The sequence below is a fragment of the Massilia sp. 01N417 genome (assembly GCF_056399645.1).
Map to the genome: position 1 here is coordinate 398,053 of NZ_JBFTRS010000001.1, position 12,752 is coordinate 410,804.

Genomic DNA, 12,752 nt, shown 5'->3' on the forward strand with positions numbered 1-12,752 from the left:
GCTTCTCTTATTGACGAAATATTTACGGCGAAGCCTTTATTTGAGCATCCTGATGCACAACCCGGAACAGCAGGGCGGACGAGAGGACGAGGACCGGCACGCGGCAGACGCCCGTGTCGCGGATGCGCCTGCGCCTTCCGAACCCGCATCCGGGGCGCCTCCGGCCCAGGCCCACCTGCCGCTGTCCGAACGCTGGCACCGCCTGCAGGCCGCCTACCGCTATGCCAACCTGGCTTCGCACCATGTGCTCGGCTTCGCGGTGAAGGCGGTCCTGCTCGCCTATTTCACCTTCATGCTGCTGTTCCTGGCGCTGCGCTGGGCGGTACTGCCGAATATCGACCTGTACAAGCCCGACATCGAGCGTGCCGCCAGCCGCGTGCTCGGTAACCAGGTCACGATCGCCCGCGTCTACGCCTCCTGGCGCGGCCTGCATCCCAGCCTTTTCCTCGGCGACGTCCGCCTGCGCGACCGCGAAGGCCGCCAGCTGCTGGCGCTGCCCTCGGTCTCGGCAACCTTCTCCTGGTGGTCGGTGGTGGCCGCCGAGCCGCGTTTCGAGAGCCTGGAAATCAACCGCCCCGAGCTCGACGTGCGCCGCACCGCGGACGGCGTGTTCTGGGTGGCCGGCGTGCGCATCGACCCGAACCAGAAAAAGGAGGAGGGCGGCGGCGGTGCCGACTGGCTGCTGCGCCAGCACGAGATCGTGGTGCGCGAGGGCCGCCTGTCCTGGACCGACGAGCTGCGCGGCGCGCCCGTGCTGCAGTTGTCGGACCTCGGCATGGTGCTGGAAAACCGCTGGAAGGCCCACCGTTTCGCCCTGCGCGCCACGCCGCCGGCCGGGGTCTCCGATCCGCTCGACGTGCGCGCCCGCTTCACCCACCCGGCCTTCGGCGCCAAGGCTTCCGACACCAGCCGCTGGAAGGGCGAGCTGTACGCCGACCTGCGCAACACCGACCTGGCCAGCTGGAAGCAGTACATCAGCTATCCCTTCAACGTCGATGCCGGGCGCGGCTCGGTGCGCGCCTGGATCAACTTCGACCAGGCCCGCCTGGCCGGCTTTACCGCCGACCTCGCCCTGGCCGGGGTCAGCGCCCGCCTGGCGGCCGATGCGCCGCCGCTGCAGCTGGCGCGGGTGTCCGGACGGCTGTCGGCGCGCGAAGAGATCAAGCCGGGCGTCCAGGAAGGCAAGCCGACCTTCGGCGCGCTCGGCCACAGCATCGGCGTCGAGAATTTCGCGGTCGTCACCCGCGACGGCGTGGTGCTGCCCCCGGCCACGCTGAGCGAGACCTGGCGTCCGGCCGCGCACGGCAAGCCGGAGCGCTTCGAGGTGCGTGCCGACCAGGTCGACCTCGGCGCCCTGGCCACGCTGGCGGCCCAGATGCCGCTGGCGCCGCAGCAGCGCGAACTGCTGGCCGCGCTGGCGCCGCGCGGCCGCCTGACCGACGTCGACGCCGAATGGGATGGCAGCCTGCCGCGGCCGGCCGCCTGGCGGCTGCGCGGCCAGGTCGAGGGCTTCGGCATCGAGGCGCTGGCGGCGCGCCCGGCCCAGCCGGCCGAGGGCGCCAACCCGGCCCGCCCGGCGCGGGCGGCGGTGCCGGGCGTACGCAACCTGAGCGGCAGCATCGACGCCAGCGACCGCGGCGGCAGCCTCAACATCGCCTCCGAAAAGATGGCGCTGGCGCTGCCGGCCTGGTTCGCGGAAGCCGACCTGCCGTTCGACGAACTGGGCCTGCGCGCGCGCTGGTCCTATCCGCAGGACGACCAGTTGCTGGTCGAGGTCGACGGCTTCAATTTCACGCAGGGCAGCCTGAAGGGTACGCTGTCGGGCCGCCACCTGCTGCCGCTGAACGAACACCGCGACGGCCTCAAGGGCCCCGGCAGCGCCGACTTTTCCGGCACCGTGGACGGCTTCGACATCGCCACCATCGGCCGCTGGCTGCCGCTGGTGACCCACGAAGGCCTGCGCGAATGGCTGACCGGCGCGCTGCAGGGCGGCACCCTGCGCGACGCCAGGGTGCGCCTGCGCGGCGAACTGGCCCACTTCCCCTTCCACGGCGACACCGCGGCCGAGCGCGCACGCGGCGAATTCCGCGTCAGCGGCCGCATCGACAACGGCAAGCTCGAGTACGCGCCGACGCACCGCGCGGCGGACGGCAAGACGCCGCTGTGGCCGCTGGCCGAGAACATCAACGGCTCCATCGTGTTCGACCGCGCGCGCATGGAAATCCATGCCGAGAACGCCCGCACCCTCGGCCTGAACCTGAGCAATGTGCGCGCCGTGATCCCCGAACTGGGCTCCCACGAATCGATGCTCGACATCGACGGCACCGCCGCCGGCCAGCTGCAGGAATTCCTGCGCTACGTGGCGAGCAGCCCGGTGCTGGAATGGATCGGCCACTTCACGGAAGACACCAAGGGCAGCGGCAGCGCGCGCCTGGGCCTGAAGCTGCACCTGCCGCTGGCGGACCTGCACGAGACCAAGGTGCAGGGCGCGCTGCAGCTGCAGAACAACGACATCACCCTGTTCCCGGAACTGCCGCCGGTCCAGGCCGCGCTCGGCAAGGTCGAATTCACCGAACACGGCGTGAACCTGAACGGCATCGGCGCCAGCTTCCTGGGCGGGCCGCTGCAGCTGTCCGGCGGCACCCAGCGCGACGGCGCCATCGTGATCCGCATGGCCGGCACCGCCACCGCCGACGGCATGCGCGCGACGAGCTCGCTGCCGGCCCTGCAGCGCCTGGCCGGCAAGCTGTCCGGCGGCGCCCGCTTCGGCGGCGCGGTGACGGTCAGGGACCGCCAGACCCAGATCGTGCTCGACTCCAACCTGGCCGGCCTCGGCGTCGAACTGCCGGCCCCGCTGAACAAGCCGGCCGCGGACGCGCTGCCGCTGCACTTCACGCTGACCGGCCAGCCGCCAGGTGAAAACGGCGTCGCCCACGACGAGATCCGGGTCGCCCTCGGCAGCACCATGGCGGCGCTCTACGTGCGCGAGCGCCAGCCCCACGGTCCCTGGATCGTCAAGCGCGGCGGCATCGGCGTGAACGTGCCGGCGCCGGAGCCGGACAGCGGCATGATGATCAACGTCGACATGAAGTCGGTGAACGTCGACCGCTGGCTGGCGGCGGCGTCGAGCATCGCCGGGCCCGCCGAGGCAGCCGGCCAGGCATCGCCAGAGGCCGGGCAGGGCGGCGGCATGGCCCAGTACGTGGTGCCGGACCTGATCGGCGCGCGCGCCGGCGAACTGGTGATCGGCGAGCGCTCGCTGCACGACGTGGTGCTGGGCGTGTCGCACCAGCCGGGCGTGTGGCAGGCCAGCGTCGATTCGCGCCAGATCACCGGCTGGGTCACCTGGGATGAAGCCCGGAACGGCCAGCTGTCGGGCAAGGTGACGGCGCGCCTGGCCTCGCTGGACATCCCCGAATCCTCGGCCAGGGAAGTCAAGGACATGCTGGAAGCGGGCAAGGACCCGGGCGCCAACATCCCGGGCCTGGACATCGTGGCCGAGCGTTTCGAGCTGTTCGACAAGCAGTTCGGCCGCCTGGAGCTGGTGGCCAGCAATGCCCAGGCCCTGGCCGGGCGCGAATGGCGCATCGAGCGTCTCGCCATCACCAATCCGGACGGCCAGCTGAAGGCCAACGGGCGCTGGCTGACGCGCGACGGCAAGAGCAATACCGCGCTCAATTTCAACCTCGACATCAGCGACGCCGGCCGCCTGCTCGACCGTCTCGGCTTCCCCGGCACCCTGCGCCGCGGCAAGGGCTCGCTGTCGGGCGACATCTCCTGGGCCGGGCTGCCGTATTCGCTCGACATCCCGAGCCTCTCGGGCCAGCTGCAGATGAACGTCGAGGACGGCCAGTTCCTCAAGAAGGATCCGGGCGCGGCCAAGCTGCTCGGCGTGCTGAGCCTGCAGATGCTGCCGCGCATGCTCAAGCTCGACTTCCACGACGTGTTCTCGGAAGGCCTGGCCTTCGACGGCATCACCGCCAACGCCATGATCTCGCGCGGAGTGGTGCACACGGATAATCTTAAAATGCACGGGGTGGCGGCCACGGTGCTGATGGACGGCACCGCCGACATCGCCAATGAATCGACCAACCTGCACGTGGTGGTGATTCCGGAATTCAACCTGGGCACCGGACCGCTGGTGTATGCGCTGGCGGTCAACCCGGTCATCGGCCTGGGCAGCTACCTGGCCCAGCTCTTCCTGAGGGCACCGGTGATGAAGGCGCTGACTTACCACATGCAGGTGACCGGTCCCTGGAAGTCGCCCAATGTGATCAAGCTCGACAACCAGGCGGCGAACGCGGCGGCCGCCTCCACGGCGGGCAATCCGGCGCCGCCTGCGCAGTCGCCCGCACAATCAGCGAAGAAGAAAGGCCAATGATGAGCAAGACGACAGTCGCAGCAGTGCAGATGGTGTCCTCACCGAACGTCGAAGAAAACCTGGAAACCGCGCGCCGCCTGCTGGCGGAAGCCGCCGGCAAGGGCGCGAAGCTGGTGACCCTGCCGGAGTACTGGCCGATCATGGGCATGTCGGACTCGGACAAGGTCGGCCACGCCGAGCAGCCGGGCCGGGGGCCGATCCAGGCGTTCATGGCGGGGCAGGCGCGCGAACACGGTTTCTGGCTGATCGGCGGCACCCTGCCGCTGGTGTCGCCGGAAGCGGGACGCGTCCTGAATACCACCCTGGTCTACGATCCGGAAGGCAAGCCGGCCAGCCGCTACGACAAGATCCACCTGTTCGGCTTTACCCGCGGCCAGGAAAGCTACGACGAGGCGCGCACCATCGTGCCCGGCGAAGTCGTCGGCAGCTTCGACGCGCCGTTCGGCAAGGTCGGCCTGTCGGTCTGCTACGACCTGCGCTTCCCGGAACTGTACCGGGCGATGGGCGAGGTCGCCATGATCGTGGTGCCGGCCGCCTTCACCCACACCACCGGCATGGCGCACTGGGAAGTGCTGCTGCGCGCGCGCGCCATCGAAAACCAGTGCTATGTGCTGGCCTCGGCCCAGGGCGGCACCCACCGCAACGGCCGCCGCACCTTCGGCCACAGCATGCTGATCGGGCCCTGGGGCGAGGTGATCGGCCAGCTGCCGGAGGGCGAAGGCGTGGTAGTCGGCGAGGTCGATACGGACGTCCTGGCCGAAGTGCGTCAGAGCCTGCCTGCGCTGAAGCACCGCAAGTTGTAACCGCGCGTGGGCACGGTGTGCCCACCCTACCGCAATGCCGCCGTCCGTAGGGTGGGCACCCCGTGCCCACGCGAACGCAGCCAAACGCGAACGCCGGCGCGATATGGCAAAATGCCCCTATCCTTACCAGAAAGACCTGAACATGAAGCCATTCGAACCGAATCTTTCCTCCCTCGCCGTCGCGCGCGACGTGCTGTTGACGCCGTTCGGGCTCGACGAAGGCAAGCTCATCACCACGCTCGGGACGATGTTCACGCACAAGGTCGACTATGCCGACCTGTATTTCCAGTTCACCAAGAGCGAAGGCTGGAGCCTGGAAGAGGGCATCGTCAAGAGCGGCAGCTTCTCGATCGACCAGGGCGTGGGCGTGCGCGCCGTGTCCGGCGACAAGACCGCGTTTTCCTATTCCGACGAGATCTCGCAGGCCGCGCTGCTCGACGCGGCCGCGGCCACCCGCACCATCGCCCGTGCCGGTGCCGGCCGCGTGAAGGTCGCCTCCAGCATCCAGCCGAGCGGCGGCCGCTCGCTCTACCTGCCGCACGATCCGCTGAATTCCCTCGACGCCACCGCCAAGGTGAAACTGCTCGAGCGCGTCGAGAAGATCGCGCGCGCCAAGGATCCGCGCGTGGTGCAGGTGATGGCCGGCCTGGCCGGCGAATACGACGTGGTGCTGGTGGTGCGCAGCGACGGCGTGCTGGCGGCCGACATCCGTCCGCTGGTGCGCGTGTCCGTGACCGTCATCGCCGAGCAGGATGGCCGCCGCGAGATGGGCTCGTCCGGCGGCGGCGGCCGCTACGACTACAGCTATTTCAGCGACGAACTGCTGGATAAATATGCCGACGAAGCCGTGCAGGCGGCCCTGGTCAACCTCGAAGCGCGTCCGGCCCCGGCCGGTCCGATGACCGTCGTGCTCGGCCCGGGCTGGCCCGGCGTGCTGCTGCACGAGGCGGTCGGCCACGGCCTGGAAGGCGACTTCAACCGCAAGGGCTCGTCCTCGTATTCGGGCATGATCGGCCAGCGCGTCGCCGCCAAGGGCGTGACCGTGGTCGACGACGGCACCCTGAAGGACCGCCGCGGCTCGCTCAATATGGACGACGAAGGCAACCCGACCCAGTGCACCACGCTGATCGAGGACGGCATCCTGAAGGGCTATATCCAGGACACCATGAACGCGCGCCTGATGAAGATGCCGGTCACCGGCAACGCGCGCCGCGAATCCTTCGCCCACCTGCCAATGCCGCGCATGACCAACACCTATATGCTGGCCGGCGACAAGGATCCGCAGGAGATCCTGGCCTCGGTCAAGAACGGCATCTACGCGGTCAATTTCGGCGGCGGCCAGGTCGACATCACCAACGGCAAGTTCGTGTTCTCGGCCAGCGAGGCTTATATGATCGAGAACGGCAAGGTGACCTATCCGGTGAAGGGCGCGACCCTGATCGGCAACGGCCCGGACGTGATGAACCGTATCTCGATGATCGGCAACGACATGCGCCTGGACTCCGGCGTGGGCGTGTGCGGCAAGGAAGGCCAGAGCGTCCCGGTGGGCGTGGGCCAGCCGACCCTGCGTATCGATGGCGTGACGGTGGGTGGTACGGCTTGATCGCCAGCCCTCCGTCACACGAAAAATGCCCGCATCGCTGCGGGCATTTTTGTTTTTGCGCGGTGTATCAGCCGCTCACTGGAAGGTATACCGCGCTCCCAAGGTGAACAAGCGCCCCCGCGCGCCTTCGAAGTCGAGCGGGTTGTACGACTGGGCGCCGTAGGTCAGCGGGTCGAGCGGTGCGACCTTGTCGAACAGGTTCTGGATCGAACCGAACACCTCCCAATCCTTCAGCGGCTTCCAGCGTGCCACCAGGTCCCAGCTCGTGAACGAGGGCAGTTCGCAGCTGCCGTTCGGGGCGTTGGCGCCGCTGTCGAAAGTCACTGCGCAGGCGTCGCCGCGGAACAGGGTGTTCTGGATCCGTCCGCGGAAGTTGGCGTTGAGCGAGACCCGCCAGTCGTTGCGCTCCCAGCCGAAACGCAGGTTCATCTTGTTGTCCGGGGTGCCGGTGCAGTTGGTCACGTCGCAGTTGCCGTGGGTGCCGGCGTACTCGGTCTTGCTGCCGTCCTGCTCGGTGCGCAGCCATTCGAACAGGCGGGTGTACTTGACGTCGACGGTCGCCATCCCGTAGTCGTCCGGCAGGCGGTGGGCGTAGCGCGCATCGACGTCGAGGCCGCGCACCTTGGTCTGGTTCGAGTTCTCGTAGCGCGTCAGCACCGCGGCGATCGGGCCCGGGTCGCCGGGGATGGCGCTGACGTTGGTGGCGTCGCGCGCCACGTGGTTGGCGGCGATCGCGGCGCCGACCTGTTCCTGGTTGATCTCGTTCTTGCGCTTGATCTTCCAGTAGTCGACCGAGATGCTGGTGCGCGGCAGCGGATCCCAGATCACGCCCAGCGAGTAGTTGCGCGAGCGCTCCGGCGACAGGCCGGGGTTGGGTGAGGTGATGACGGCGACCGAGGCCGGGTTGCAGGCACTGGTGATGCCCAGGGCGCAGCGCACCGGGTCGGCCGCGGTCGAGTAGGCGGCCAGGCCGCCGCGTCCGTTCTCGGCGAAGCTCGGTGCCCGGAAACCGCGCGCGAAGGTGCCGCGCAGGGCGAACTCGCGCACCGGCGTCCACTTCAGGCCGGCCTTCGGCGTATAGGAGTTGCCGACGTCGGTGAAGTGGTCCCAGCGCAGGGCCAGCGATGCCTCCACCTTGTAGGGCAGGGGCACCAGCGCCTCGCCGTAGAGGGCGAACACATTGCGCGCGCCCTCGTAGGCCGAATAGCCGAGGCCGATGATGTTGCCGCGCTCGGTGCCGCTGGTCGGCTGCAGCTCGGTCGCCTCGTGGCGCCACTCGGCGCCCAGCGCCAGGCCCAGCTTGCCGGCCAGGTAGGGAATGCCGTCGAATTCGCGCGTGGCCTTGACGTCGCCCTGCACCATCTTGGTGTTGGCGCGGTTGCCGATCGTCGGCGACAGCGCCGCATACAGCGCCGGCGAGTTCAGGCCGGCGTTCTCGCCGATGCGCCAGACGGTGCCCGGCGGCAGGGCCGCATAGACCGGACTGCCGGCGCGGGCGGCGGCGACATTCGCCGCGCTCGGGTCGAGCAGGGCGAAGGCGACGTCGCGCTGCAGGAAGCCGTTCTGGGTGTTGTTGACGTGGTTGTGCGAGAACAGGATCGCCGTGTCCCAGTCCCAGCCGTAGTTGCTGCCCTTGGCGCCGCCGATCCAGCGGATGAAGTTGCCGTCGAGGCGGGCGGTGCGCGGACCGACGTCGGCGGCCAGGTAGCGCAGGGTGGCGGGGGTGCCGGCGAAGGGGTTGTCCGGATGGGTGGGGCCGAGGCGGACGATGCCGTTGTTGACCGGGCCGCCCGGGAAGCCGACCGACCCGCTGACCGTGGACGGCGTGGTCGACGTGCTGGTCTGGCTGGTGTAGTAGTTGAGCTCGCTGTACGCCTGGATGTCCGGCGTGACCTGGAAGGTGCCGCGCGCGAAGAAGCTCAGGTTTTCCTGTTTCGGGATCAGCTGGTTGTAGAGCTGGGGCGCATCGATCAGGCAGCCGCCGCCGGGGTCGCCTTGCGGGTGGCTGGTGAACCTCGAGCAGGCCGCGGCCGGGATCAGGGTGCCGCGGTTGATGTAGTCGCCGGTCGAGCCCACCGGGCGCACGTTGCCGTTGATGGCGCTGCCGGCGGTGCCGCTGCCGGGAACGATGGCGCCGGTGCCGCCCAGGGCCTGTTCGGACGAATAGCCCCAGGGACGCAGGTCGACCCGGCCGATCCAGTCGCGGTCGGCGCGGTCGCGGTACCAGATCTCGTCGAACTTCTTGTATTCGATGCTGAACAGGAAGTTGTAGCGGTCGGTGTCGAGCTTGCCGACGCCCTTGGTGAAGGCGATATTGGTCTGCTTGCCGTCCCAGTCCTGGGTGAAGGCGCGCGAGACGCGTACCGTGTTGCCCTGGTAGTCCCGGCGCAGGATGACGTTGACCACGCCGGCGATGGCGTCGGAACCGTAGATGGCCGAGGCGCCGTCCTTCAGCACCTCGATGCGCTCGACGGCGTCGCTGGGAATGATGTTGAGGTCGGCGAACTGCTTCTGGCCGTCGTCCGCCAGGCCGTAGGGTGCGATGCGGCGGCCGTTCAGCAGCACGAGGGTCGAGGCCGCACCCAGGCCGCGCAGGGAGATGCCGGAGGCGCCGGCGGCGAAGCCGTTGCCGAAGCTGACCGGCACCGAGCCCTGGTTGTCGACCGCCAGGGTCTGCAGCAGCTCGGCCACGGTGGCCTTGCCGGAGCGCTCGATGTCGGCGCGGTTGACGGTGATGACGGAGGACGCGGTCTCCGCCTCGGAGCGGCGGATGTTCGAGCCCGTGATTTCGACGCGCTGGATCGGCTTGGGCGCGGCTTCCTGCGCCTGGGCCGACAAGGGCAGCGCGGCCGGCAGCGCCAGCAGCGCCAGACCGGCAGCGCCGCCACTGGCGAACAGGCGCCGGATCGATCGGGATATCGGGGTTTCAGTCATTTCCAGACTCCAGTTGGCATTGATGGATTCCCTGCCCGGCTCGCGAAGGGTGCAAGTCGGCCGGGGCATATCCCGACTTTTGCATCGGAGCTGCATGGACGACTGACATCTCTCAACCGTGTTTGGCTTGCCCAGGTTGGATGTCTGCTTCACGCAACCGATCGACTGTCATGACGGTCGCACGCGACGGATAAAGAGCTTGCCAATGCTCATATATTGTTGTTATAGTCAACCGAACACCCCGGACCACACATGCGCCACACTGCCTTCTTTACCTTTTATTTTTGGTTTAGCCATTCCAGCCCGACGGCGGTGGAGTAGCGGCAGGTTCACGCATCAGCAGAACGAAGTCCGACGCAAGATTCCAGAAAAACCGCCAGCGATGGCGGTTTTTTCGTTTTTAAGTCAGCTCAGCACACGGAGAACAGCAATGCCCCGCACCGACGACCTACGCATCCGCGAAATGAAGGAACTGACGCCGCCGTCTCACCTGATCCGTGAGTTTCCGGTGACGGCGAACGCCGAGAACACCGCGGCTTCGGCGCGCGTGGCGCTGCACCGCATCCTGCACGGCCAGGACGATCGCCTGATGGTGGTGATCGGCCCGTGTTCGATCCATGACACGAAGGCGGCGGTGGAATACGCGCACCGCCTGGCGGAGCAGCGCCGCCGCTTCATCGGCGAGCTCGAGATCGTGATGCGCGTGTATTTCGAGAAGCCGCGCACCACGGTGGGCTGGAAGGGCCTGATCAACGACCCCTACATGGACAACAGCTTCCGCATCAACGACGGCCTGCGCATGGCGCGCGAGCTGCTGCGCGACATCAACGAGCTGGGCCTGCCAGCCGGCACCGAGTTCCTCGACGTGATCAGCCCGCAGTACATCGCCGACCTGATCAGCTGGGGCGCGATCGGCGCCCGCACCACCGAGTCGCAGGTGCACCGCGAGCTGGCTTCCGGCCTGTCCTGCCCGGTCGGCTTCAAGAACGGCACCGACGGCAACATCAAGATCGCGGCCGACGCCATCAAGGCGGCCTCCCAGCCCCACCATTTCCTGTCGGTGACCAAGGGCGGCCATTCGGCGATCGTGTCGACCGCCGGCAACGAGGATTGCCACATCATCCTGCGCGGCGGCAAGACCCCGAACTACGACGCCGCCAGCGTCGAGGACGCCTGCAAGCAACTGGCCGCGAACGGCCTCGCCGGCCGCCTGATGATCGACGCCTCGCACGCGAACTCCAGCAAGAATCCGCAGAACCAGGTGCCGGTGTGCGCCGACATCGCCGGCCAGATCGCGGCCGGCGACGACCGTATCGTCGGCGTGATGGTCGAGTCCCACCTGGTGGGCGGACGCCAGGACCTGGTGCCGGGCAAGGAGCTGGTCTACGGCCAGTCGGTCACCGACGGCTGCATCGACTGGGAGACCAGCGTGGGCGTGCTGGAAGGGCTGGCGCAGGCGGTGCGCCAGCGTCGGCTGCGTCAGGACTGACGTCCGACGGCCAGTATCATTGCTGCCGGCTCGACTGAGCCGGGCAGCGAAAATAGTTCTAGACGACTGGTCTATTCCGGTTTAAGCTGCACTCCATGACGACTGAAAACACAGCCCCGTATTCCGATGTCCGCGCCGGCATTCTCGCGACCGGGCAGCGCATCATGGCCGGCAAGGGCTACTCGGCCGTCGGCCTGAACGAGATCCTGACGGCGGCTGGCGTGCCGAAAGGGTCGTTCTATCATTACTTCGGCTCCAAGGACGCTTTCGGCGAAGCCTTGCTGGAGAATTATTTCGAGGACTACCTGGCCGAATTCGATCGCATCCTCGCACAGCCGGGCCTGACGATGGCGCAGCGCCTGATGGATTACTGGCAGCTGTGGCAGGCATCGCAGTCCTACGAGGATTGCCAGGGAAAATGCCTGGCGGTCAAACTGGGCGCCGAAGTGGCGGACCTGTCGGAAGCGATGCGCCTTGCGCTGCAGCGCGGCACGGAAGGCATCGTCAGCCGCTTGACCCAGGCCATCGCAGCCGGCGTGGACGAGGGCTCGCTGACCATCGACGGCGATGCCGCGAGCGTCGCGCGCAGCCTGTACCAGCTGTGGCTGGGGGCCAGCATCATGGCCAAGATAGCGCGCACGGCCCAGCCCTTCGATACCGCCCTGGCGACGACGCGCCGGATGCTTCACCTTGCTTCCTGAGCGAAGCAGGGACAAGGGCACCTTGTCGTAAGGTGCTTTTTTTAGCCGCTAACTAGACGACTGGTCTATTAGTGGTCTCAACCATGGGAGAGTAGCATGAAAGTTCTGATCGTCCTGACCTCGCACGACCGCCTTGGCGATACCGGCCGCAAGACCGGCTTCTGGCTGGAAGAACTGGCCGCGCCTTATTATGCCTTCAAGGATGCCGGCGCCGAGATTGTCCTGGCGTCGCCGAAAGGCGGCCGCCCGCCGCTCGATCCGAAAAGCAATGAGCCGGATTTCCAGACCGATCTCACCCGCCGTTTCGAAGCCGACGCCGACGCGATGGCGCAGCTCGCTTCCACGGTGCCCCTCGGCAGCGTCTCGCAGGCCGCTTTCGATACCGTCTTCTATCCGGGCGGGCACGGCCCCTTGTGGGACCTGGCCGAGGATCCCGCTTCGATCGGCCTGATCGAATCCTTCGTGGCCGCGGGCAAGCCGGTCGGATTCGTCTGCCACGCGCCGGGCGTGCTGCGCCACGTGCGTGCGCCGGATGGCCGTCCCCTGGTCGAAGGCAAGCGGGTGACCGGCTTCGCGAACAGCGAGGAAGCCGCGGTCGGATTGCTCGATGTGGTGCCCTTTCTCGTCGAGGACGAGCTCAAGGCGAAGGGCGGGGTGTATTCGAAGGGGGCGGACTGGGCATCCTACGTAGTCAGCGACGGGCTCCTGATCACCGGCCAGAACCCCGGATCGTCGGCGGAAGCGGCGAGCGTGCTGCTGGAGCGCCTGCGCGCAGGCGCCGCGGAATGAAAAACGGCGAGCCCGGGGGCTCGCCGTCGTGCTGGACACCTTGGGCCCCCGC

General features: G+C 67.9%; 7 protein-coding genes. 6 read left to right on the plus strand and 1 reads right to left on the minus strand.

All coding sequences use genetic code 11. The features are described 5' to 3' along the window. Nucleotides 1-40: 40 nt before the first annotated feature. The 3 genes from AC1DOQ_RS01800 (at nucleotide 41) to tldD (ending at nucleotide 6,787) form a co-directional block, all read left to right on the plus strand. Nucleotides 41-4,381: a YhdP family protein gene (locus AC1DOQ_RS01800; protein WP_477359692.1), complete on the plus strand. Its 4,341-nt coding sequence runs from the start codon at nucleotides 41-43 to the stop codon at nucleotides 4,379-4,381. Then, on the plus strand, nucleotides 4,381-5,184 hold the full coding sequence (locus AC1DOQ_RS01805) for a carbon-nitrogen hydrolase family protein (protein ID WP_477359695.1): 804 nt from the start codon (nucleotides 4,381-4,383) through the stop codon (nucleotides 5,182-5,184). Before AC1DOQ_RS01800 ends, AC1DOQ_RS01805 begins: the two co-directional genes overlap by 1 nt. 142 nt (nucleotides 5,185-5,326) lie before the next feature. After that, nucleotides 5,327-6,787, plus strand: coding sequence for a metalloprotease TldD (gene tldD / locus AC1DOQ_RS01810; RefSeq protein ID WP_477359698.1), 1,461 nt, complete (start codon nucleotides 5,327-5,329; stop codon nucleotides 6,785-6,787). A gap of 75 nt (nucleotides 6,788-6,862) precedes the next feature. Here tldD and AC1DOQ_RS01815 read toward each other — a convergent pair whose 3' ends face one another. Further along, entirely contained in the window at nucleotides 6,863-9,721 is a 2,859-nt protein-coding gene (locus AC1DOQ_RS01815) for a TonB-dependent receptor (RefSeq protein ID WP_477359701.1), read from the minus strand. 430 nt (nucleotides 9,722-10,151) lie between these two features. On the opposite strand from AC1DOQ_RS01815, the gene aroG reads away from it, so the two are divergent. From aroG to AC1DOQ_RS01830, 3 genes are all read left to right on the plus strand, one after another. Further along, nucleotides 10,152-11,210, plus strand: coding sequence for a 3-deoxy-7-phosphoheptulonate synthase AroG (aroG, locus tag AC1DOQ_RS01820; RefSeq protein WP_477359703.1), 1,059 nt, complete (start codon nucleotides 10,152-10,154; stop codon nucleotides 11,208-11,210). 95 nt (nucleotides 11,211-11,305) lie between these two features. Then, nucleotides 11,306-11,911 (plus strand): TetR/AcrR family transcriptional regulator, encoded by a 606-nt coding sequence (locus tag AC1DOQ_RS01825; protein WP_477359705.1) that lies wholly within the window; start codon nucleotides 11,306-11,308, stop codon nucleotides 11,909-11,911. A gap of 96 nt (nucleotides 11,912-12,007) precedes the next feature. After that, nucleotides 12,008-12,700, plus strand: coding sequence for a type 1 glutamine amidotransferase domain-containing protein (locus tag AC1DOQ_RS01830; protein ID WP_477359707.1), 693 nt, complete (start codon nucleotides 12,008-12,010; stop codon nucleotides 12,698-12,700). Nucleotides 12,701-12,752 lie beyond the last annotated feature (52 nt).